Annotated in this window: 23 protein-coding genes; 11 read left to right on the top strand and 12 right to left on the bottom strand. The window is 61.7% G+C overall.

What is annotated here, in order from left to right:
* Positions 1–21 precede the first annotated feature (21 nt).
* From J3P85_RS22750 to groL, 3 genes are all read left to right on the top strand, one after another.
* Positions 22–498, top strand: coding sequence for an FxsA family protein (locus J3P85_RS22750; protein WP_434574542.1), 477 nt, complete (start codon positions 22–24; stop codon positions 496–498).
* Positions 499–742: 244 nt separating this feature from the next.
* Positions 743–1,036: a co-chaperone GroES gene (locus tag J3P85_RS22745; protein WP_003204913.1), complete on the top strand. Its 294-nt coding sequence runs from the start codon at positions 743–745 to the stop codon at positions 1,034–1,036.
* 50 nt (positions 1,037–1,086) lie between these two features.
* Positions 1,087–2,730 carry a chaperonin GroEL gene (gene groL / locus J3P85_RS22740; RefSeq protein ID WP_212799276.1) on the top strand — a complete coding sequence of 548 codons (1,644 nt, stop codon included), beginning with the start codon at positions 1,087–1,089 and terminating at the stop codon, positions 2,728–2,730.
* A gap of 214 nt (positions 2,731–2,944) precedes the next feature.
* Here groL and J3P85_RS22735 read toward each other — a convergent pair whose 3' ends face one another.
* Positions 2,945–3,688 carry a phosphatase PAP2 family protein gene (locus tag J3P85_RS22735; RefSeq protein ID WP_434703591.1) on the bottom strand — a complete coding sequence of 248 codons (744 nt, stop codon included), beginning with the start codon at positions 3,686–3,688 and terminating at the stop codon, positions 2,945–2,947.
* Positions 3,689–3,998: 310 nt separating this feature from the next.
* On the opposite strand from J3P85_RS22735, the gene colR reads away from it, so the two are divergent.
* The 5 genes from colR (at position 3,999) to J3P85_RS22710 (ending at position 7,677) form a co-directional block, all read left to right on the top strand.
* Positions 3,999–4,682: a two-component system response regulator ColR gene (colR, locus tag J3P85_RS22730; RefSeq protein WP_024779529.1), complete on the top strand. Its 684-nt coding sequence runs from the start codon at positions 3,999–4,001 to the stop codon at positions 4,680–4,682.
* Positions 4,672–5,949: a sensor histidine kinase gene (locus J3P85_RS22725; protein WP_186706307.1), complete on the top strand. Its 1,278-nt coding sequence runs from the start codon at positions 4,672–4,674 to the stop codon at positions 5,947–5,949. Before colR ends, J3P85_RS22725 begins: the two co-directional genes overlap by 11 nt.
* A gap of 114 nt (positions 5,950–6,063) precedes the next feature.
* Positions 6,064–6,732 (top strand): class I SAM-dependent methyltransferase, encoded by a 669-nt coding sequence (locus J3P85_RS22720; RefSeq protein WP_434703589.1) that lies wholly within the window; start codon positions 6,064–6,066, stop codon positions 6,730–6,732.
* A gap of 4 nt (positions 6,733–6,736) precedes the next feature.
* Positions 6,737–7,453, top strand: a complete 717-nt coding sequence (locus J3P85_RS22715) for a lipopolysaccharide kinase InaA family protein (protein ID WP_434703588.1) — start codon at positions 6,737–6,739, stop codon at positions 7,451–7,453.
* Positions 7,450–7,677, top strand: a complete 228-nt coding sequence (locus J3P85_RS22710; RefSeq protein WP_186706304.1) for a hypothetical protein — start codon at positions 7,450–7,452, stop codon at positions 7,675–7,677. The genes J3P85_RS22715 and J3P85_RS22710 overlap by 4 nt, the downstream gene beginning before the upstream one ends.
* A gap of 255 nt (positions 7,678–7,932) precedes the next feature.
* On the opposite strand, the gene J3P85_RS22705 is transcribed toward J3P85_RS22710, so the two are convergent.
* The 11 genes from J3P85_RS22705 to J3P85_RS22655 form a co-directional block, all read right to left on the bottom strand.
* A complete protein-coding gene (locus tag J3P85_RS22705) occupies positions 7,933–10,959 on the bottom strand; it encodes a multidrug efflux RND transporter permease subunit (protein WP_434703587.1) in 3,027 nt (1,008 codons plus the stop codon).
* Between the two features lie 13 nt (positions 10,960–10,972).
* Complete coding sequence (locus J3P85_RS22700) at positions 10,973–12,121, bottom strand: efflux RND transporter periplasmic adaptor subunit (RefSeq protein WP_434703585.1); 1,149 nt, start codon at positions 12,119–12,121, stop codon at positions 10,973–10,975.
* A 156-nt stretch (positions 12,122–12,277) separates the two neighbouring features.
* The gene (locus J3P85_RS22695; RefSeq protein ID WP_434703584.1) at positions 12,278–13,375 is read right to left on the bottom strand and encodes a DUF1513 domain-containing protein; all 1,098 of its coding nucleotides are present in this window, start codon (positions 13,373–13,375) and stop codon (positions 12,278–12,280) included.
* 2 nt (positions 13,376–13,377) lie between these two features.
* Positions 13,378–14,442 carry an imelysin family protein gene (locus J3P85_RS22690; RefSeq protein ID WP_434703583.1) on the bottom strand — a complete coding sequence of 355 codons (1,065 nt, stop codon included), beginning with the start codon at positions 14,440–14,442 and terminating at the stop codon, positions 13,378–13,380.
* A 28-nt stretch (positions 14,443–14,470) separates the two neighbouring features.
* Entirely contained in the window at positions 14,471–15,898 is a 1,428-nt protein-coding gene (locus tag J3P85_RS22685; protein WP_434703581.1) for a di-heme oxidoredictase family protein, read from the bottom strand.
* A gap of 256 nt (positions 15,899–16,154) precedes the next feature.
* Positions 16,155–17,495 (bottom strand): ATP-binding protein, encoded by a 1,341-nt coding sequence (locus J3P85_RS22680; protein ID WP_186729820.1) that lies wholly within the window; start codon positions 17,493–17,495, stop codon positions 16,155–16,157.
* Between the two features lie 67 nt (positions 17,496–17,562).
* The gene (locus J3P85_RS22675) at positions 17,563–18,000 is read right to left on the bottom strand and encodes a Spy/CpxP family protein refolding chaperone (RefSeq protein WP_434703579.1); all 438 of its coding nucleotides are present in this window, start codon (positions 17,998–18,000) and stop codon (positions 17,563–17,565) included.
* 309 nt (positions 18,001–18,309) lie between these two features.
* A complete protein-coding gene (locus J3P85_RS22670) occupies positions 18,310–18,987 on the bottom strand; it encodes a response regulator transcription factor (RefSeq protein ID WP_186706296.1) in 678 nt (225 codons plus the stop codon).
* A 7-nt stretch (positions 18,988–18,994) separates the two neighbouring features.
* Entirely contained in the window at positions 18,995–19,405 is a 411-nt protein-coding gene (locus J3P85_RS22665) for a translation initiation factor 2 (protein ID WP_434574551.1), read from the bottom strand.
* 103 nt (positions 19,406–19,508) lie between these two features.
* A complete protein-coding gene (locus tag J3P85_RS22660; RefSeq protein ID WP_434703578.1) occupies positions 19,509–19,808 on the bottom strand; it encodes a YciI family protein in 300 nt (99 codons plus the stop codon).
* Between the two features lies 1 nt (position 19,809).
* Positions 19,810–20,406 (bottom strand): septation protein A, encoded by a 597-nt coding sequence (locus J3P85_RS22655; protein ID WP_434703577.1) that lies wholly within the window; start codon positions 20,404–20,406, stop codon positions 19,810–19,812.
* Between the two features lie 87 nt (positions 20,407–20,493).
* On the opposite strand from J3P85_RS22655, the gene J3P85_RS22650 reads away from it, so the two are divergent.
* From J3P85_RS22650 to J3P85_RS22640, 3 genes are all read left to right on the top strand, one after another.
* Entirely contained in the window at positions 20,494–21,357 is an 864-nt protein-coding gene (locus tag J3P85_RS22650; protein ID WP_411385439.1) for a PHP domain-containing protein, read from the top strand.
* A gap of 13 nt (positions 21,358–21,370) precedes the next feature.
* On the top strand, positions 21,371–22,000 hold the full coding sequence (locus tag J3P85_RS22645) for an L-threonylcarbamoyladenylate synthase (RefSeq protein WP_434703576.1): 630 nt from the start codon (positions 21,371–21,373) through the stop codon (positions 21,998–22,000).
* Between the two features lie 132 nt (positions 22,001–22,132).
* Entirely contained in the window at positions 22,133–22,831 is a 699-nt protein-coding gene (locus J3P85_RS22640; protein ID WP_186706403.1) for a segregation and condensation protein A, read from the top strand.
* Positions 22,832–22,842 lie beyond the last annotated feature (11 nt).

Raw genomic sequence — 22,842 nt, 5'->3', positions numbered from 1 at the left:
CTTGCGTAGAGGAACCCTTTGATGCGCCCTTTTTTGTTGCTCTTTCTGCTGTTCCCGGTGTTGGAGCTGTTCGTATTCGTCAAGGTCAGCGGTGCGATCGGGTTTTTCCCGGCGCTGCTGCTGGTCATTCTCGGCTCGATGCTCGGCGTGTTCGTGCTGCGCATTGCCGGTCTCGCCACGGCGCTGCGTGCCCGTGAAAGCCTGACCCGTGGCGAGCTGCCCGCCCAGACCATGCTTGAAGGCCTGATGCTGGCCTTGGGTGGCGGCCTGTTGATCCTGCCAGGCTTTATCAGCGACGTGCTGGGCCTGGTCATGCTGTTGCCATTCACCCGTCGGTTGCTGGCCAATAAAATGCGCCAGCGCGCCGAGGAGCAGGCGATGCGCCAACGGGCCTTCGCCGATGACCTCCAGCCCCGCGGCGGGCCGGCTCCGCGCGAGCCCGTGGGCCGTGAGCCCAACGTGATCGAAGGTGAATTCGAACACCGGGATTCCAAGTAAAACTCTCCACACGGCGCCTTCGGGCGCCGTGTTCGTTTTGGCGGCGTGAAGTAAAAAATTTTCTGCTTGCGCCCTTGTAATCCACTTGTACGCCCTTATGTAACGGTCACCGCAAGGTTTCCGGTGGTGACACCGGACAGACTTCCGCGGTTCGACTGACGAACCGCAACCGGCTCTGCCGGCTTTGTTAAACCCGCCGGGACTACACCGGCCGATGAAAACCAAAAATTAGGAGAGATCGACAATGAAGCTTCGTCCTCTGCATGACCGCGTCGTCATCCGTCGCAGCGAAGAAGAGAAGAAAACCGCTGGCGGTATCGTCCTGCCAGGTTCGGCTGCTGAAAAAGCCAACCACGGTGAAGTTCTCGCTGTAGGTCCAGGCAAGGCACTGGAAAACGGTGAAGTACGTGCGCTGGCCGTGAAAGTGGGTGACAAGGTTGTGTTCGGCCCTTACTCCGGCAGCAACACAGTGAAAGTCGACGGCGAAGACCTGCTGGTAATGAGCGAGAACGAAATCCTCGCTGTTCTCGAAGGCTGATTCCCCCGCCCATTTTCCCGTTACTACAAAGTATTTAAGGAATATCGATCATGGCTGCTAAAGAAGTTAAATTCGGCGATTCCGCCCGCAAGAAAATGCTCGCCGGTGTCAACGTCCTGGCTGACGCAGTAAAAGCGACCCTGGGCCCGAAAGGCCGTAACGTGATCATCGAGAAGAGCTTCGGCGCTCCGACCATCACCAAGGACGGCGTTTCCGTAGCCAAGGAAATCGAACTGAAAGACCGTTTCGAAAACATGGGCGCGCAACTGGTCAAAGACGTTGCCTCCCGTGCCAACGACGACGCCGGTGACGGCACCACCACCGCGACCGTACTGGCTCAGTCGATCGTCAACGAAGGCCTGAAAGCCGTCGCTGCCGGCATGAACCCGATGGACCTCAAGCGCGGCATCGACAAGGCGACCATCGCCATTGTCAAAGAGCTCAAAGCCCTGTCCAAGCCATGCGCTGACACCAAGGCGATCGCTCAGGTCGGCACCATCTCCGCCAACTCCGACAACTCCATCGGCGACATCATTGCCGAAGCCATGGAAAAAGTCGGCAAGGAAGGCGTGATCACCGTTGAAGAAGGCTCGGGCCTGGAAAACGAACTGTCGGTTGTAGAAGGCATGCAATTCGACCGTGGCTACCTGTCCCCGTACTTCGTCAACAAGCCGGACACCATGACCGCCGAGCTCGACGGCCCGCTGATCCTGCTGGTGGACAAGAAGATCTCCAACATCCGCGAAATGCTGCCAGTGCTGGAAGCCGTTGCCAAAGCCGGCCGCCCACTGCTGATCGTGGCTGAAGACGTCGAAGGCGAAGCCCTGGCGACCCTGGTCGTGAACAACATGCGCGGTATCGTTAAAGTCGCAGCCGTCAAGGCGCCAGGCTTCGGCGATCGTCGCAAGGCCATGCTGCAGGACATCGCCGTACTGACCGGCGGTACCGTTATCTCCGAAGAGATCGGCCTGAGCCTGGAAAGCACCACCCTGGAGCACCTGGGTAACGCCAAGCGCGTGATCCTGTCCAAGGAAAACACCACCGTGATCGACGGTGCCGGCGTCGAGGCTGACATCCAGGCTCGCGTGACCCAGATCCGCGCACAAGTGGCCGAGACTTCGTCCGACTACGACCGTGAAAAACTGCAAGAGCGTCTGGCCAAGCTGTCCGGCGGCGTTGCAGTGATCAAGGTTGGCGCTGGTTCCGAAGTTGAAATGAAAGAGAAGAAAGCCCGCGTTGAAGACGCCCTGCACGCGACCCGCGCAGCTGTCGAAGAAGGCGTGGTACCTGGCGGCGGCGTGGCACTGGTTCGCGCTCTGCAAGCCATCAGCGAGCTGAAAGGTGACAACGATGACCAGAACGTGGGCATCCAGTTGCTGCGTCGCGCTGTAGAAGCGCCGCTGCGCCAGATCGTTGCCAACTCCGGCGACGAGCCAAGCGTTGTGGTCGACAAGGTCAAGCAGGGTTCGGGTAACTACGGTTACAACGCTGCCACCGGCGAATACGGCGACATGATCGAAATGGGCATCCTGGACCCAGCCAAAGTGACTCGTTCGGCTCTGCAAGCGGCTTCGTCGATTGCCAGCCTGATGATCACCACCGAGGCGATGATCGCTGAAATCAAGGACGACGCTCCAGCTGGCGGCGGTATGCCAGACATGGGCGGCATGGGTGGCATGGGCGGCATGATGTAAGCCAGCCTTACCCCTGTAGCGAAAAACCCCGCCTGCGAAAGCCGGCGGGGTTTTTTATTGCCTTGGATTCATGAAGCAACAGACCATTCCCTGTGGGAGCGAGCTTGCTCGCGATAGCGGAGTATCAGTCGATGCTTGATTGATTGATTGATTGATTGATTGATTGACCCACCGCCATCGCGAGCAAGCTCGCTCCCACAGGGTAACTCGATGCTCAGGCGTTGGCGGGTTTGCTCAGCGCTACGCGATCAGCCATGGCAGCCGGTCGGTACAGGATGTAGTAGTAACACCCCAGGCAAATCAACCAACAGAACACCGCCGTCCACACGTTGTGGGAAAAGAAATGCGCCCCTTGCATCATCCGCCCTAGGGAAAACACCGTCCCCAGCGTGAAGGCGAACACCAAGGCCTGGCGGGCCAGGCGCGGGCGGCGATCGCGCAGGACGAAGAACAGCGCAAACAACGTGAACCCGGTGGCGGCGTGACCGCCGGGCCAGCATCGACCGGGTTTATCCGTGGCCGGGCGTGGGCTGAGCAGCTCACTGTAGGTTTCCTTGCCGCCGAACTCTTTCAGGCTCCAGGGGCATTGCACCGCCGTCACCGCTTTCATCGGCGTGACGAAGGACGTCGCCAGTGCCAGGGACAGCACCAGGCAGCCCAGTTCCCGCTTGAAGGGTTTGAGCCGGGTGATGAAAAACGTACCGATGAACCCCAGGACCGCCAGCAGGGAGAACGCGACCACTACCTCCTTGGCTCGATCGTGCAGGATATCCTCCAGGAAAAAGCTGTGCCGACCGATAAACCCACCCGCCATCGGGTCGTAAAACAACTTGGCGAGGTCCATGTCCAGGGTGGTCAGTTCCAGCAACACCAGAATGGCTGCGACGACGGCAGGCAGGCCCAGGGCGACCCATAAATTCAGCGGCCTGGATGCGGGGCGGATGGCGGTGGGAACCATGGCAGTACCTTTGGGAGTTTTCGTTTTCAGCGTGTCGCGGAGTCTGGTCCGTGTTGCGTTCGGGCGGTGTGAAGGTTGGGTGAAAAACTCGTCAATGACCGCGCAGTCTTGCTCTTGGGTGCATTTGACCTTTGTGGGAGCGAGCTCGCTCGCGATAGCGGTGGGTCAGCCCCATCAATATTGGATGTTCCGACGCTATCGCGAGCAAGCTCGCTCCCACAGGGAGGCGTGACAACCCTAGCCGTGAGCCACGCTTGGCCGTAAGCTGCGCGGGCCAAGCCAGCCGTTAACCGTGCACGCAGAGGTGCCCATGCGAATTCTATTGGTCGAAGACAACCGCGACATCCTGGCCAACCTGGCCGATTACCTGGGGCTCAAGGGCTACACCGTCGATTGTGCCCAGGACGGTTTGTCGGGGTTGCACCTGGCGGCGACCGAACACTACGACCTGATCGTGCTCGACATCATGCTGCCGGGCATCGACGGCTACACCTTGTGCAAGCGCCTGCGCGAGGACGCCCGGCGGGATACGCCGGTGATCATGCTCACTGCCCGGGATCAGTTGGACGATCGCCTGCAGGGCTTCAAGTCCGGCGCCGATGACTACCTGATCAAACCGTTCGCCTTGTCGGAACTGGCGGCGCGGATCGAAGCCGTCATGCGTCGGGCCCAGGGTGGTGGCCGGCGGGCCTTGCAGGTCGGCGACCTGAGCTACGACCTCGATACCCTTGAAGTGACGCGCGAAGGCAAGCTGCTCAAGCTCAACCCTGTGGGCCTGAAACTCCTGGCGGTGCTGATGCAAAAAAGCCCCCACGTGCTGCGCCGCGAAATCCTCGAAGAAGCGTTGTGGGGCGACGATTGCCCAGACAGCGACAGCTTGCGCAGCCACGTCCATCAACTGCGCCAAGTGATCGACAAACCGTTCGAAAAACCGCTGCTGCACACCGTGCACGGCGTCGGCTATCGCCTGGCCGAGGGCCGCGATGGAGTTTAAGCAGAGCCTTGCCCAACGGATCATCATCGCGTTTGCGCTGATGAGCGCATTGGTGGCCGGTGCGTTCGCCATGGGCATCGTGGCGACGGTTCATTTGGTCGAAGAAAAGCTGATTTCCGCCGGGCTGGGTGGCGACCTGCAACGCCTGTTGCTGATGGACAGCGTCTCGGACTGGAACCATCGGCCGGAACCCGACCAACTGTTCTATTTCAGCGGCGGTCCAGGGGACTTCGAATTACCCAGGGACCTGCGCCATCTGGAGCGTGGTTTCCACGAAGTGTTTCGCGAGCAATTGTCCTATCACGCCATGGTCGAGATCGTGGATGGTCGGCACTACGTGTTGCTGCAAGACCAGAGTGATTTCGAGGAACGCGAGCGGGTGCTGTTTGCCGTGGTCCTGGTGGGGTTTGTGCTCAGCCTGGCGCTGGCGGTATTTTTGGGTTGGGTCCTGGCACGCCGGGTGATGGCACCAGTGGTTCGCCTGGCCCGGCAAGTGCGCCATCGCGACCAACTCCTCGGTCTCGCTCCGCCGCTGGCCCCGGATTATGCCGCCGATGAGGTGGGTGAGCTGGCCGTGGCGTTCGATGCCACACTGGGGCGCTTGCGCCAGGCCCTGACCCGCGAGCGCTTGTTTACCAGCGACGTGAGCCACGAATTGCGTACGCCGCTGATGGTTTTGGCGACGTCCTGTGAACTGCTGCTGGAAAACCCGGCGCTGGATCCGCGCGGTCGTACCCAGGTCGAGCGCATCAGTCGGGCCAGCGAAGAGATGCGCGAACTGGTGCAAACCTTCCTGATGCTCGCCAGGTCCGAACGCGAAGACAACGGCATGTCGCCTCGTCTGACCCTGGGGCAGGTGGCCGAGAACCTCCTCGGCGTATGGCGCGCGCCCATCGAATCCAAGGGCCTGACGCTGATCTTCGAACCCGGGCAAACCGTCGACACCCTGTATAACGCCACGTTCCTGACGGCGGTGATGGGCAACCTGCTGCGCAATGCCCTGCACTACACCGACCAGGGGTTCATCCGTCTTTCGCTGACCAGCACCGGATTCATGGTCGAGGACAGCGGTGTGGGCATTCCCGAGGAAAAACGCGAGGCGATGTTCGAGCCTTTCGTGCGTGGTAACGAAAAGCGCGGCGAGGGCCTGGGGCTGGGGTTATCCCTGGTGCAGCGCATTTGCGAGAACCGAGGCTGGACCGTCAGTCTCAGCACGATGGAACCCAACGGTTGCCATTTCGAAGTGGAATTGAATCCAAAGGGCTAAGCGACTGTGTTGAAAAGTCTTGTAAACATTGGAAGGTTTACCTGACTTTATTTTCACAAGGACATGACATCCCGATTCATAAGGTGGGGCCGATCAGTCATCGAGGCCCCGCCAATGTCCAAGCCCATCAAGTTGGCTTTTTCCGAAAAGTACAACGAGCAGCACGCCAGGGAATATTTTCATAAACATCGCACTGGTTTGAGTCGTCGTCTTTCCAATCAGCGAGACCAGCAATTGGCCCGGCGCGCATTGGCACTCGTCGGTGACCCCGGCCTGGTCCTGGACTTGCCGTGCGGTGCCGGGCGTTTCTGGCCCCTATTGGCCGAAAAACCGAACCGGATCATTATCGGCGCGGACAATTCCGAGGCCATGCTCAATACCGCATTGGAAGCTCAACCGAGCGACGTCGTAAAACGGGTACGGCCCTTGCACACTTCTGCGTTCGACATCGCCTTGCCTGATAACGCCGTCGATAGCATTTTTTGCATGCGCTTGCTGCACCACATCGGCGAACCCGCGCATCGATTGGCAATCCTGAAGGAATTCGAGCGTGTCAGCCGTGACAGCGTGATCGTTTCATTGTGGGTCGATGGCAATTTCAAGGCCTGGAAACGCAAGCGCCTGGAACGCACCCGTGGGCAGAAAGACTACCAGAATCGATTTGTGTTACCGACGGATACAGCAGAGAAGGAGTTTCGACAGGCTGGGTTTCGCATTCAAGAACGGCTGGATTTCCTACCGCTTTATGCCATGTGGCGAGTCTATGTATTACGCAAGGGGTAACAGCATGGTTGTGCAGGCCGCAGAGACACCTGGCATTTCCCGCAGCAGCTTCGAACACTTCTGGAACCAGCAAGGCGAGTGGGTGGAAGAACCCAATGTGCGGCGTGGTGGTGAAAGCGGCGTGCAGCGGATCAGCAGCAACGATGGCGAGCTGTTGTATGCCAAGCGTCAAACCGGACATATTTATCGCAGTTGGTTGTACCCGCTCGGTCGTCCGACCGTGCTGCGAGAGCAGGACGCGTTGCTGGCCTTGAGCCGCCTGGATGTCCGTGTGCCCGAGCTGATTTTTTGCGGCGCCCAGCGCGACCCGGCCTGCAAGTGGCGGGCGCTGCTGGTGACCCATGCCTTGGAAGGTTTCGAGCAGATCAAGCACTGGTACGCCGGAGGCGGACGTGAGCGCCATGGCGAAGCGGTGCATGACCAGATCCTCCAGGGCCTGGCTGAGAACCTGGCCCGCATGCACAAGGGCCGCTGGCAACATGGCTGCCTCTACATCAAGCATGTCTTTGTACGTGTGACAGGCGAGGGCGAAGCGGCCAAGGCTGAAGTCGCCCTGCTGGATCTGGAAAAATCTCGCCAGCGCCTGACCGCCCGGCAGGCGGCCTTCCATGACCTGAGGCAACTGCGGCGCCATTCGTCGTTCAGCGAGGCTGACTGGAAAAAAGTCGTCTATTTTTATGAGGCGGCGTTTGGCAGCGCTATCAAAGGTTTATGGCAATGAAACTCGAAATTGCTAGAGGTTTGTTTTTAGTAGGAGCCTTGGGAGTTGCATCGATGGCGGTGGCGGTATGGGAACAGCCACGCTCGCAGGTCCTCAGCGTTTCGAATGCGGGTACACATTGTCCTTTGCCACGGGTGGCAAAGGCCAGCGAGGCGATCCAACCGGACAATGACCTGCTGCTGTTCATGTTCAGCCTGTCCCAAGGGATGAGGCCGCAAAGTTGAAAGCCCCGAAACCAGGATAAAGGCCTCCCTTGTGTGAGGCCTTTATTTTTTGGTTTTTTCAATGCCACCGCAAACCTTCAGCCAAACACACAACCCGTGGCGAGGGAGCTTGCTCCCGCTGGACCGCGAAGCGGTTCCCATCGGTTTTCATGACCAGGCAGCGTTCGTGCATGACGACTGCTTCGCAGCCGAGCGGGAGCAAGCTCCCTCGCCACAAAAACATCCCGTATCCGCGTGAGTTTGCTTAAACAGCCCTCAGGTTTTGTCCGGCTTGGCCAGCAGCGTATAGATGCAAGGCAAGACAAACAGCGTGAACAAGGTCCCAATCGACATGCCGGTGGCGATCACCATGCCGATGTCGAAGCGGCTTACTGCCCCGGCGCCTGTGGCGAAAATGAGCGGTACCATGCCGAACACCATCGCCGCAGTGGTCATCAGCACCGGCCGCAGGCGAATCGACGCGGCTTGTTCTATAGCTTCTCGCGGCGTCAGATGTTGTTCCCTGCGCAGTTGGTTGGCGAACTCGACGATCAGGATCCCGTGCTTGCTGATCAGCCCGATCAGCGTCACCAGGCCCACCTGGGTGTAGATATTCATGCTCGACCAACCGAGGAACAGCGGAATCAGGGCACCGCAAATGGACAACGGTACAGTCACCAGGATCACCAGTGGGTCGCGGAAGCTTTCGAACTGCGCGGCCAGTACCAGGAAGATAATCGCCAGGGCCAGGGCAAAGGTTACCCACAACGCGCTGCCTTCCTGTACGAATTGGCGCGAAGCCCCTGCGTAATCGAAGGCGAACCCCACCGGCGCTTCTTCCCGGGCGATCTGGCGGATAGTCTCGATGGCCTCGCCCATGCTCACGATGGGGAAGCCTGAAATCGTTACCGCATTGAGCTGCTGGAACTGGTTCAGCTGTCGCGGTCGCGCCCGGTCGCTGACTTTGATCAGGGTCGACAGCGGTAGCGATTCACCCTGGGCATTTTTCACGTAATAGCTGTTCAACCAGTCCGGGTTGTCCCGGAACGGCCGTTCGACTTGGGCAATGACCTTGTAGCTACGGCCTTCGAGGGTGAAGCGGTTGATCTCGGATTCGCCCAGCAGTGTCGCCAAGGTGCCGCCCAAGTCCTCCATGGAAACGCCCATCTGGGCGGCCTTGGCGCGATCGATATCCACCACGACTTCCGGCTTGTCGAACGCCAGGTCAATGTCCATGAAGGCGAACTTGCCGGATTCCAATGCACGCTTCTTGACCCGGTCGGCAACCTCCAGCAGCGTCGCATAGTCCTTCGGTGAGTTGATGACGAACGCGAACGGCAAGCCTTCGCCGGTGCCCGGCAGCGAGGGCAGGTTGAAACCGAAGATCTGCAGGCCAGGCACGCTCTCCAGCCTGGCCTGGACCTCTGGCAGGATTTCCATCTGGGTGCGGCTGCGCTCGTTCCAAGGCTTGAGCAAGAAGCCGCCGATGCCCGACTGCACACCGTCATAACCATTGATCTGGAACGAGGAGTAGTACTCCGGGAACTCCTTGAAAATGGTGATGAAGTGATCGGTATACGTGTTCAGGTAGTCGAGGTTGGTGGGCTGCGGGGCGTTGGCCATCATGAAGATGATGCCCTGGTCCTCGTCGGGGGCCAGTTCGGACTTGCTGAACATGACCAGCACCGGGATCAGCAGCAGCACGATCGCCGCGAACACCAGCACCACCGGCCGGGTGTTGAGCGTGCCATGGAGCATGCGCTGGTAACGGCTCTTCAAGCGTTCGAAGATCATGTCCAGCCGATGGGCCAGCCCGGAGGGGTTCTCATCGTGGCGCAGGAGCAGGGCGCACATCATCGGCGACAGGGTCAGGGCGACGATCCCGGAGATCACCACCGCCCCGGCCAGGGTCAAGGCGAACTCCTTGAACAAGGCGCCCGTCAGGCCCTCCAGCAGGCCGATCGGTGCATACACCGCCGCCAGGGTGATGGTCATCGAGACCACCGGCATGGCGATTTCCCGGGCACCTTCGATCGAGGCATCGAACGGGGTCTTGCCTTCCTCGATGTGCCGGTGAATGTTTTCCACCACCACAATGGCATCGTCCACCACCAGGCCGATGGCGAGCACCATGGCCAGCAGCGTCAGGAGGTTCATCGAATAGCCCATCAGCTGCATGAAGAACATCACGCCGATCATCGACAAGGGGATGGTCACCACCGGGATGACCACCGAGCGCAAGGCGCCGAGGAACAGGAACACCACGACGATGACGATCAGCACTGCCTCGAACAGGGTTTTCACCACCTCGTCGATGGACGCCTGGATGAACAGGGTGGCGTCGTAGGCGATCTCGGCCTTGAGGTTGGTCGGGAGCTGGGCCTCCATCTCCGGCATGATCTTGCGCACTTCCTTGATCACATCCAGCGGGTTCGCACCCGGCGTGGCCTTGATCCCGATATACACCGAGGGCGTGCCGCCAAAGGAACTGATGCTGTCGTAGTTCTCTGCGCCCATTTCCACACGGGCGACGTCCCGCAACAATACGCGGCTGTCGCCCTCGGTCTTGAGCGGGATCGCGGCGAAGTCCTCGGCGGACTTGAGTTCGGTATTGGCGTTGATGCTGGTGACGACGTATTCGCCTTTCACTTCACCAGCGGCGGAGAGGAAGTTGTGCTGGCGAACGGCATTGGTCACGTCGGCGGCGGTCAGGCCGAAGCCTGCGAGCTTGATCGGGTCCAGCCACAGGCGCATGGCGAAGACCTGGTTGCCGAGGATCTCCGCCTCGGCCATGCCGGGCAGTGTCGCCAGTTTGGGCTGGATCACCCGTGCCAGGTAGTCGGTGATCTGCGGGTTGTTCAGTTCCTTGCTGAAGAAGCTGATGTACATCAGTGCCGAGGCATCGGCGGCCTCGCGGCTGAGGACCGGGTCCTCGGCGTCCTGGGGCAGTTGGTTCTTGACCTCGTTGGCCTTGGCCAGCAGTTCGGTAAAGAGCCGGTCGCTGTTGGCGCCGATGCGGGCATAGACCGAGATCACCGAGAAATTCTGGCGACTGACCGAGGTCATGTAGTCGATGCCCTCGGCACTGGCCAGGCTCTGTTGCATCGGTTGGGTGATGTAGCCCTGGATGGTCTCGGCGTTGGCCCCGGGGTAGGCGGTGGTCACCGTGATCAGGGCGTTTTCCATTTGTGGATACTGACGCAGGGGCAGCTTGCTCCAGGCCTGGAAGCCCAGCAGCACGATCAACAGGCTGACCACGGTGGCAAGCACCGGGCGGCGGATGAACGGATCGGTAAAAGCCATGGGGGTTCCTTGATCAGTCCGCGCGCGGCGGGCTGTTCTGTTCGGTCAGGGTCTTGTCGTCGCTGATGGCGATCGGCGTACCGTTATCGAGCTTGAGCTGGCCGGCGATCACGACTTGTTCGCCGCTCTGCACGCCTTTGGACACCAGTACCTGCCCGTCGCGTCGCTCACCGGTTTCAACGAAACGCCGTTCGGCGATCAGGACCGGCTGGCCCTTGTCGTCTTTCTCGACCGTGCCGTCGGCGGCTTTCTTTTGCGTCACCACGTACATGGAATTGCCGTAGAGGGTGTAGGTCACGGCGCTTTCCGGCACGACGATCCCGGCGGCGACGTCCGGCAGGATCACCTGCAGGTTGGCGAACATGCCGGGCAGCAATTTGCCGTCGGGGTTGGCCAGGGTGGCGCGCACCAGGACGTTGCGGGTGCTGTCCTCGACCTTGGGGTTGATCGCGCTGATGGTGCCGACGAAAGTCTGCCCGGGGTAGGCCGAGACGCTGACATTGACCGGCTGTGCCACGGCGAGCCGGGGCACGTTTTGCTCCGGCACGTAGAAGTCCACGTACAGGCTGCTGAGGTCCTGCAGGGTGGCGATCACCGTGCCACTGGCCAGGTAGTCGCCGACATCCACCTGGCGAATGCCGATGGTGCCGCTGAATGGCGCCAGGATGTGTTTCTTGGCCAGCGAAGCCTTGAGCTGGTTGACCGTGGCCTGGTTCTTCTTCAGTTGCGCCGAGAGCCGATCGAATTCGCCCTTGGAGATCGCCTGGCTGCCCACCAGTTGTCGGCCACGACCAAAATCCAGTTGCGACAGGCCAAGATCGGCCTCGGCGGTTTCCAGCAGGGCGTTTTCGACTTCGCTGTCCAGTTGCAGGAGCGGCTGGCCGGCCTTGACCTTTTGCCCTGACTGGAATTGCACCTTCTGCACGGTCCCGGCGATTTCCAGGCTCAGGTCCACGCCTTGCAGCGCCTTGAGACTGCCAACGGTGGGTAGGCGGGCCTGCCAGGGTTGCTGGGCCGCTGTGGCCACGGCGACACTGACCGGTGGTTTGGGGGCAGAAAACGTCTGGATCTGCTGGTAAACGGAGAAGGCCTTGTAGCCGGCGAGCAACAGCACCACCAGCAGCACAACACCCAACATGATCAGCATGCGGCGTCGCAGCATGTTCCACTTCCTTGGAAAAGAGCCGAGAGAAAATACAGATAGGCGGGCACATTACTCTGAGTGTGCGGGCTATTCCAGATGCTGGCGGGACGGTGGAGCGTGGGACTTTTCCGAAAAACAGAGGCGCTCGGCGCCGATCGGCTTCGCTCCCCGGCGTCAGACCAGATGCAAATGGTTGTCCCAGAGCCCTGCCGGTAGATCCAGTGGTTTTGCAACCAGTTGTGTCTGCCGACAATCGTAATAGCGACAACGGCCTTGGCCCGACGTCACGACAAAACCGTCGGCCACCGCGCCCACGCCAGCACAGTCCGGCAGGGGCGCATCCAGGCGGACTTCGCCGCTGTCCAGGTCCCAGATGAAAAAGCGGTTGCCGCGGGGGGCGGTCAGGGCCACCAGGCGCAGGTCGCTGTGTACGGCAACGCTGGCGGTGTAGTGCCCCATGGCCTGCAATTGCTCTGCGGGCACCGGGAATGCCTGGAACGGTTGTCCTGGCCGTTTGATCGCCACCAGTTCCGACGATTCGTGGGCTGCGCCCATGAACTGCTGGCCGGAGACGATGGTGCCGTCGCTGGCGATGCCCAGGTGGCGCACGCTGTTCATCGATTGGGCGAGGGTTTCCTTGCTCAGCAGGGTGCCATCGCGTTGCATCAGCACCAGGCTCGGCTCCATGGCGTCGAGGTTCATTTCGACCCGGCTTTCGGCCTCGGTGCGAATGCCACCGTTGGCGACCACCAGCGTCTCGCCATCGGGCATCCACGACACCTGGTGAGGACCGATGCCATGGGTAGAGATTTCGCCGCTGTGCACCAGCCGCTCGCCTTCGAAACGGTACACGCCCAACAGGCCGCGTCCCGGGTCGGTGGTGTCGTTCTCGGTGGCATACAGCCATTCGCCGCTTTTATGGATGACCGCGTGGCCGTAGAAGTGCCGGTTCGGCAACGAGGCGATGGTTTGCAGCAGCGCCCCGTCGCGCAGGTCGATCAGGTAGCTTTCGGTGCCCGGGCGACGGGCGACGAACAGCGCAATCGGCTGCGTCGGATGGTTGATGATGTCATGGCAGCGCTGGCCGACCTGGGTGGCAAACACCCGCGTGCCGTCCAGTCGGTAGCCGACGGCATAGTGCTTGCCGTCGCCATCGTCCCGTGCCGAAAGCAGTAGCGGACTCTTGCCTTTTTGTTTGAACAGCGTCCAGCCGCCCAGGGTGACGGCGCCGAGCAGCAAGCTGCCCAGTGCCAGGACCTGACGTCGAAACATGATCAGTCACCGTCGTTGGCATTGAAGCCCAGTTGAATGCCCAGCGCCTTGGCCAGTTCGCCTTCGTGCAGGCGATGGACGACGTTGAGGCTGTCGTACAAATCGTTGAGTTGCTGGCGCCCGGCATCGTCGCCGAGCATTTCGGTCAGCGAGCGCTGGCTGCTGGCGAACAGTTTCAACGAGGCATCGTAGGCGGCGTCGATCTTGTCCGCCAACGGCTTCTGGTCGCTCGGCAGCAGGCCGCGCAGGCCCTTGTTGTCCACGCCGACCCAGACGGTCCGGGCCGCGCTCAGGCTGGCTTCCAACCCTTGCAACGACGATTGGCTGCGCCAGGCATCGGCCTGGAATGGCTGAGGTACGCCTTTGCTCTGGCGGCCCATCGGCGTGCCGAGTTTTTTCTTCAAAGTATCCAGGGCAGTGACCTGCACACGGAGCAGGTCGGCGATGGCCTCGTGGGAATCGGCGTAGCGCTGGTTGGGAAACTTGCTCATCTGGGCGAGCATGCCGTCGTTGCTGTTCCAGCCCGACAGGATCTCTTCGGCCAGCTGTTTCTGGCGTTCGCCGATGGCGATGAGCAGCGGGCAGTACTTGGCTTTCTGTGCGCTGTCGGCCATGTCGATTTTCGCGTCGAACAGCAGGTATTCGTAAGCCGACAGCCCTTGCACGACCACGCTGGACTTGGCCAGGCCGGCGGCGTCGATCTGTGGCTGGCTGTTGACAAATTGCTCGACCTGACGGCCCACCAGGTTTTTCTTGTCCGGCCAGAATTGCACCTGCCAGGCACGGTTGCCCTCGGCCAGCGGCCCGATCAGCAGCGGTTGCAGCTCGGCCCAGGCTTTTTGCGCCTTGAGGAAGTCGGCGCGGGCGGTCTCCAGGTTTTCTTTACCTTGGCAGAACGCCAGGGCGCTGGTCGCCAGTTGCCGGTCGGCCTCGACCCAGCGGCTGTAGGTCGGCAGGATCACTTGCTTGGCGATGGCGGCCGAAGTGACGGCTTGCGGATCCTGGGGCGAGCAGGCGCCGAGGGCGAGGGCGGCGAGGCTGGTGAACAACAATTTGGGACGGAACATGTCAGGCTCCCATTTCTGGAAAAGGCATTTAAAGGGAATTCAGAAAGGCCAGCAACGCAGCGCGCTGCTCGGCATTGAACGCTAAAACCTGTCGCTGCGCCGCTTGTGCTTCGCCGCCATGCCACAGCACGGCTTCAAGCAGGTTGCGGGCACGGCCGTCATGCAGGAACTGGGTGTGGCCGTTGACGGCTTCGGTCAAGCCGATACCCCACAGCGGCGGGGTTCGCCAGTCGCGGCCGCTGGCCTTGAATTCGCTGCGGTTGTCGGCCAGGCCTTCGCCCATGTCGTGCAGCAGCAGGTCGGTGTAGGGGCGGATGACCTGGTTCGCCAGTTCCGGCTCGGCGGCGTTGGCGGCGGTGGTGTATTTCGGTGTGTGGCAGGACTGGCAACCGGCCTGGAAAAATAGATTCTTGCCTGTCAGCACTTGGGGCGAATTCACGTCGCGACGGGCCGGCACCGCGAGGTTGCGGCTGTAGAACAGCACCAGGCGCAGGATGTTGTCGCTGACTTCCGGTTCGCCGTCCGGGCCATTGCCGCTGGGCGCACGCTTGCAGTCGACTTGGGTCTCGGTGCAGTCGTCGAACGGCCGCAGGCTGGTTGTCAGGCCCATGTCGCCGGAAAATGCATGGACGTTCTGTTGGTTGAGGTTGGGCTGTCCGGCTTTCCAGCCGAAACGCCCCAGCACGGTCTTCTGCTGCACATCGTCCCAGACCTGGTTGGGGCGACCGGCGATGCCGTCGTTCTCCCGCGCCTGGGCTTCGGCGTTCGCCAGCAGCGCCTCGTCGGGGATGGCTTCCAGCAGGCCCAGGCCGATCATCGGCGGTGCCACGCGGGCCGAAAAACGCGTGTCGGGGTGCATCGGGCCATACCCCAACTGGGTGATCTGCAGGATTGGCTTGCGTAACTCGACGACGGTGCCGTCGTTGAAACGCACCGGGACCGGGGTGTAATCGACCCGCACCTTGCCTTCGGGGGCGACGCCGGGCACCGACATGTCCTGCAATTGCCCACCATAGACCGGCTCTGGCACTACGCCCAGTTGCTCGATGACCTTGGCGTAGGCCGGTGCGTCGGGAATCGACAGGCGCACCAGCATCGACACCGCGCTGGTCGCATCCGGCGCCGGCGGATGGCCGCGACCGTCCTTGACGTGGCAGTTCTGGCAGGCGTTGGTGTTGAACAAGGGCCCGAGGCCGTCCCGGGCGGTGGTGGTCGAGGGGGCGATCACCCAGGGGCTGCGGAAGAAGCTGTTGCCGACACTGAAATCCACGCGCCGCGAGGGTGGCAGGTTGGTCGAGGGCAGGGAAAAGGCGTTCTGATCACTCTTGCGGACCGTTGCGGCGCCACCGGAACGGGCTTCGCCCGGTTCGGCCTGGGTAAAACGCGGGGCATCATCGCAGGCACTCAGGCCCAGGGCCATGAACAGTGCGCATAAACGAAGAGGCAACGACGGCATCGGGCGTCCCGGGGATGAGTGAAAACGAGGGCGCAAAGTCTAACAGGGCGGGGCTGTTTGAATAAGAGGAATTATCGTTTGGTTTGAGGGGGCGCGCTTGCCGTTGGGTTTGGCCACGCCGCTCAACTCGCCTTGTTTGATTTCCCGTGGCGAGGGAGCTTGCTCCCGCTGGGCTACGAAGTAGCCCCAAGATTTTACGGTTGCTGCGCAACCGAGCGGGAGCAAGCTCCCTCGCCACAGGGGGTATTTGCAATGCTTACGGCTGGACGACAGCCCCCGGCACCAACGGCAGCTCCAGTGTCGCAATAAAACCACCCTCGGGATGATTGCCCAGCACCAGCGCACCGCCATGGCGTTCAGCGGCACGGCGTGCGATGGCCAGGCCCAGGCCATGGCCGGCGGCGGTCTGGCCGGGGGCGCGGTAGAACGGCTCGGCCAATTGCCCGAGGTGTTCGGCCTCAACGCCGGGCCCGTGGTCACGCACGCTGACCAGGATCCGCTCGCCTTGGCGCCGCGCGTGCATCTCGATCGATTGCCCGGCCGGATTGAAGCGCTGGGCGTTGCGCAGCAGGTTGTCCACTGCTCGCTCGATCATGGTCGGCCAACCCTTGAGGGTCAGGTCCGCCTCGGTTTCAAGCTGCACGGTTTGCTCCGGTGAAGCCAGTTGCGCATCTTTTTGCAGGGTGACCAGCAGCGCGTTGAGGTCGACTTCTTCGGCGCTGGCGTTGTCGGCATCGACCCGGGCCAGGACCAGGATTTCGCTGATCAGCGCCTCCAGGCGATCGCATTCACGGGTCAGGCGCGGCCAGAGCTTTTCACGCTCCTCGGGGCTGGCCCGTTCCGCCAATGCCAGGGCAATGCGCAGCCGGGCCAGGGGCGAGCGCAGTTCGTGGGACACGTCCCGCAGCAGTTGCCGCTGGCTGGCGATCAGGCTTTGCAAACGCGCGCCCATGCGGTTGAAGTCGGTGGCCAGTACGCCGAACTCGTCCCGCCGGTTGGCCAGTTTGGCGAGGCTGTTCTGCTGGTAGGTGGCTTGGCCCAGGTCATGCACCGCACCGCGCAGTCGACTCAGCGGACGAGTAATGGAGAGCGTCACCAACAGGCTGAACAAGGTCAGCACCACCAACGCGATCCCCAGGGCACTGAGGGGCCAGAGCAGGCTGCCGCGGTGCCAGGCGTCCAGTTCGGGATGGGGGATGCGGTAGATGAATAGGTAGGTATCGCCGCTTTTGGCGCTGGTGAACTCGTCGGTGAGCCGGCGCCAGGGCAGGCGGCGGTCGTCGTTGTTCTGCCGAGCCTCGAAGGCGGCGGCGCGATGGGGAAAAGTGCCACGCACCACAGGGTCGCCGCTTTCGTTGAACACCTGGACGTCAATGTGATACTGGCGCTTGCGCTGTTTCAGAATTTCCTGGGCAGCGTCCTCGCCTTGGGTTTCGTAGGTCTGCGTCCACTCTTCGGGCAGGGTATTGAGCCCCGGGTGGCGGCTGAGGATCCAGGCGTCCTGGTTCAGCATGTGGCCCATCAGGATCGAAAGGCCTGCAACCAGAGTGATGGCCAGCCAGAAACTGGCCAGGATGCGCCAGAACAATGAACGCACGATAAATCCTCGAAAACAAAGAAAGCCCAACGGCGCTTGACCGTTGGGCTGGGGGAACTTCAGCGCATTATTGCGCTTTTTGCGGCTGTTGCGCTTTCCAGGCCTTGAATTCGGCCCACTCGGCGCGACGCTCGGCCTGTTTCTTCTGGATCGCGTCGAATTCTTTTTGCTGCTCAGGCTTCAACAATCCACGAATCTGGGCGTCGACCTTCTGGTGCCGGGCTTGCATTTCGTCCTGCATGGCTTTCTGGTCGGCTGGGGACAGCTTGGCCAGGTACTTGTCGACCAGTTCCCGTTGTTCGTGACGCTGTTCGCCCATGATCTGGCGAATCTGCTGGCGTTGTTCGCGGCTCAGGTCCAGTTGGCTGTACGGGCCTTTGTCGTGCATCTGGCCGCCGTGACGCGGGCCGTCCATCGGCCCCATCGGGCCCGGGCCTTCGGGCATGGCCATGGCCACGGTCGGCAGGGCGGCAGCGAACAGCAGAGCGATAAGGGTCTTGCGCATGGTGTGTCTCCTTGTCTCATTCCCGGTCAGTTCCGGATGTGTGCAGATTACGGAGATCAAGGTCAGCGGCGGTCAGGGGTGGGTAAAGCTTGGGTAAAGACGGTTTGGTGCGAACCTGACAAATCTGCAGGGTCGAACACAAAGCCCAGTGATGGGGGTACTTGCTGTGGTGAGGGCGCTTTTGTGGCGAGGGAGCTTGCTCCCGCTCGGTTGCGCAGCAACCGCAGAATCTTGGGGCTACTTCGTAGCCCAGCGGGAGCAAGCTCCCTCGCCACAAAAGCCTCTAGAGGCTGAGAGAAGCCGCAATCTTCAGAGGCTGTAGTAGTAACCCCGGCTACGCAGCGCCACGATGCGCGGGCGGCCGTCGGGGTGGGGGCCGATTTTCTTGCGCAGGTTGCTCACGTGCATGTCGAGGCTGCGGTCGTACAGGGTCAGCTTGCGGCCCAGGGCGATCTGCGCCAGTTCCTGTTTATCCAGCGGCTCGCCCGGCTGTTTGAGCAGCGCTTCGAGCAGGCGGCTTTCGGACACGGTGAGGGTCTGTTCCTGTTCGTCGATGCTGACCACGCCACGTACCGGGCTGAAGGTCAGGTCACCCAGTTCGATCTGGCTGGACACGGCCGTCGGATGGCTGCGGCGCAGCACGGCGCGCAGGCGGGCGGTCAGTTCCCGTGGGTCGCAGGGCTTGGCCAGATAGTCGTCGGCCCCCAGTTCCAGGCCCAGGATACGGTCCAGCGGTTCACCCCGGGCCGACAGCATCAGCACCGGCAGCTCCGCGTGATCGTTGCGCAATTGCTTGAGCAGTTCCAGGCCACTGCCATCGGGCAGCATCACGTCCAGGACCACGGCAGCCGGGGCGGTTTCGGCCAAGGCCTTGCGGGCACTCTGGCCATCGTGACAGGCGCGGACCTGAAACCCTTCCTGGCTCAGCCAGCTTACGAGGAGCTCACACAGCTCCTGGTCATCATCTATCAGTAACAGCTCGCTCATGACTCACTCAATTTAGCCATTGCCGACGTTGTCTACGTCCACCGCTGGCAAAGATACCGCAGAGCAAGGCCAATAGCGCTACCCCGGCACCAATGACGAACCATTGCTGTTGATCGGTCAACAGGCGCGGCAGGGGGCTGGCCTGGGCTTCCTTGAGTTGCAGCTTCAGGCGCTGGTTCTCCTGGCGCAGCCGGCCCACCAGCGCGCTTTCCCGTTCGCCGTTGGTGTTTTGGAGTTGCTGGGTGAGTGCTTCACGCATGCGCTCGCTGTCTTTCAAGCGTTGCTGCAACTCGGCGATCTGGCCGCCAGCGCTCAGGGACAAGGGCGCCGAATGACTGCCCTCGGTGCTTTCCTCGCCATGGGCGGGCGCCCCGGTCGCCAACGAGACCAACAACAGGCACAACGGACCTTTGCGCATTGCAACTCCTGAATTCCAATCGAGATTAGACAGGTTGTCGGCAGGCAAATGAGAAAGATGAGCAACAGGGCAATGAGCCGCGCAGGCTCATTGCCCTGGGGATTTACGGCAGGACTTGCTTGAACGGCTTGACCACGACCTCGGCATAGACGCCGGCCGCCACGAACGGATCGGCCTTGGCCCAGGCTTGCGCGGCGGCCAGGGAGTCGAATTCGGCCACGATCAGGCTGCCGGTGAAACCCGCAGCGCCCGGGTCATTGCTGTCCACCGCCGGGTGTGGGCCGGCCAGCACGATGCGACCTTCGGCCTTGAGCTGTTGCAGTCGCTCCAGGTGGGCCGGGCGCACGGCCAGGCGTTTTTCCAGGGAGTCGGCGACGTCGGTGGCAATGATTGCGTAGAGCATGTCAGTCCTCGGTTTTGGGCGTGGTGGGGTCGGCTTCGTGCAGGTGACGGGACAGGTAGATGCCTTGGCCAATCAGGAACAGCAGCGTCATGCCCAGGCTGCCGAAGACCTTGAAGTCGACCCAGTACTCCTGGAACGTGAACGCAACGAACAGGTTGGCGGCGCCGCAGAACAGGAAAAACGCGATCCAGGCGATGTTCAACCGGGTCCATATCTGGTCCGGCAGGTTGATGGCATGGCCCATGATGCGCTTGATCAGCAGGCGGTCACCGATGAAGTGACTGCCAATGAACGCGAGGGCGAACAGCCAGTTGACCACCGGGGCCTTCCATTTAAGGAAGGTTTCGCTGTGGAACGCCAGGGTCAGGCTGCCGAACACCAGGCAGGCGATCAGGGTCAGCCACTGGCTCTTCTCCAGCTTGCGCTGGGACACGAACAGCGCGCCGTAGACCACCAGGGAACTGATGATCAGGACTGCGGTGGCGCTGTAGATACCGCCTACAGTCAAGGAGTGACCGGCGAAGTCGACGGTGCGGGGATCAAGTTTGTAGACGATGAAGAACAGCAGGAGCGGGATGAAATCGATGAATTGTTTCACAGTGGCAGCCAGAAGCAGGATGTGGCGGCATAATAACAAACATCCTTGGCCGCGATAGGGCCAGCTGATTTGAGGTAACAAACTCTCGTGAATGTTGATTTGCACTGCCATAGCACGGCCTCCGATGGTGCCCTGGCGCCTGCGGTTCTGGTGGCGCGGGCGTTCGAGCACGGCGTGCGAGTCCTGGCCCTGACCGATCACGACACCCTCGAAGGCCTCGACGAGGCCCGCGGCGCCGCCACGGCGCTGGGCATGCAGCTGGTCAACGGGGTGGAGTTGTCCTGTACCTGGGGCGGGGCGACCATCCATGTGCTGGGCTACGGTTTCGATGTGAATGCGCCGGCGCTGGTCCAGGCCATCGCACAACTGCACGACGGGCGCTGGCTGCGGTCCGAAGAGATCAGCCGCAAGCTGGCCCTCAAGGGCATGCCTGGTGCGCTGGACGGCGCCCGGCAGATCCAGCAGGAACTGGGCGACAGTGGCAACGCACCGGCCCGGCCACATTTTGCCGACTGGATGGTGCGCGAAGGGTTCGTCAAGGACCGCGCCGAAGCATTCCGCAAATGGTTGGGGGCCGGCAAGCTGGGGGACGTCAAGCAGCATTGGCCGACCCTGGAAGACACCGTCCAGACCCTGCGGGCCGCGGGTGCCTGGGTCAGCCTGGCGCATCCATGGCACTATGATTTCACCCGCAGCAAGCGCCGACGCCTGGTCACCGACTATATTCAAGCGGGGGGCCATGCCATCGAGGTGGTCAACGGCCATCAGCCTGCCGAGCAGGTCGGCAGCTTGGCGATCCTGGCCCGTGAGTTCGGCCTGCTGGTCACCGCCGGCAGTGATTTCCATGGCCCTGGGGGCTGGTCCGAGATCGGCGAATACCGCCCGTTGCCGGAAGATCTGCCACCACTCTGGTGTAGATTCAAACATGATCCCGTTATCGCCGCCGTCTGAACAGGTAGAACACGTGAGTCAATTTTTCCAGATTCATCCGGAAAACCCGCAAGCGCGCCTGATCAAACAGGCCGTGGAAACCATTCGTGGCGGTGGCGTGGTGGTCTATCCCACCGACTCGTCCTACGCCATCGGTTGCCAGATCGGCGACAAGAATGCCGTGGAGCGTGTCAGACGCCTGCGTCAACTGGACGACAAGCACAATTTCGCGCTCATCTGCAGCGACCTGTCGCAGTTGGGCCTGTTCGCCAAGATCGACACCGGCACCTTCCGCCTGCTCAAGGCCCATTTGCCGGGGCCGTACACTTTCATCCTCAATGCCACGCGGGAAGTCCCGCGGCTGTTGCTGCACCCGAAAAAACGCACCATCGGCCTGCGGGTGCCGAGCCATCCCATCGCCCTGGCGCTGCTGGCGGAACTGGGTGAGCCGCTGATGAGCGTGACGCTGACCATGCCTGGCGAGACCGAGCCGTTGAACGATCCCTATGAGATGCGCCAGCTACTCGAACATCAGGTGGACCTGATCATCGACGGTGGTTTCGGCGGCATGTCGGCGTCCACGGTGATCAACCTGGCCGATGGCGAGCCCCAGGTGGTGCGTGTCGGTTGCGGCGATCCGACGCCGTTCATGGTCGAGGCCTGAATGTCCGTCGTGGAAACCGCCGTGGACAATGTCGACAGCCAGGCCGGCGCGCAGCAGGAGTTGCCGTTCGCCATGGTCTATGGCCAGGCGGTCATGGAAATGCCCCTGGACCTGTACATTCCACCGGATGCGCTGGAGGTGTTCCTCGAAGCCTTCGAGGGCCCGCTTGACCTGCTGCTGTACCTGATCCGCAAACAGAACATCAACATCCTCGACATTCCCGTGGCGGAAATCACCCGCCAGTACATGGGCTACGTCGAGTTGATGCAGTCGGTGCGCCTGGAGCTGGCGGCCGAGTACCTGGTGATGGCGGCCATGCTCGCCGAGATCAAGTCGCGGATGCTGCTGCCGCGCTCGGCAGAGGTCGAAGAGGAAGAAGACGACCCGCGAGCCGAGCTGATCCGCCGCTTGCAGGAATACGAACGCTTCAAGGCCGCCGCCGAAGGCATCGACGGCTTGAGCCGGGTGGGGCGCGATGTGGTGGTGCCCAAGCTCGATGCGCCCGAAGCGCGGGCGCGCAAGTTGCTGCCGGACGTGAGCCTGGAAGAGTTGCTGATGTCCATGGCCGAGGTCCTGCGCCGGGGCGATATGTTTGAAAGTCATCAGGTCAGCCGCGAAGCGCTGTCCACCCGCGAGCGCATGAGTGATGTGCTGGAGCGGCTCAAGGGCGGCGGCTTCGTGCCGTTCGTCGAGCTGTTCACCGCCGAGGAAGGGCGGTTGGGGGTGGTGGTGACGTTTATGGCGGTCCTGGAATTGGTCAAGGAATCCTTGGTCGAGCTGGTGCAGAATGAGCCGTTCGCAGCGATCCACGTGCGGGCACGAGCCGAATAACGAGCAAATCA

The sequence above is a fragment of the Pseudomonas sp. Z1-12 genome (assembly GCF_051132015.1).
GTDB classification, from domain to species: Bacteria; Pseudomonadota; Gammaproteobacteria; order Pseudomonadales; family Pseudomonadaceae; genus Aquipseudomonas; species Aquipseudomonas zanjanensis.
The sequence above is the reverse complement of the archived record's forward strand: the minus strand, read 5'-3'. Positions and strand labels throughout refer to the sequence as shown.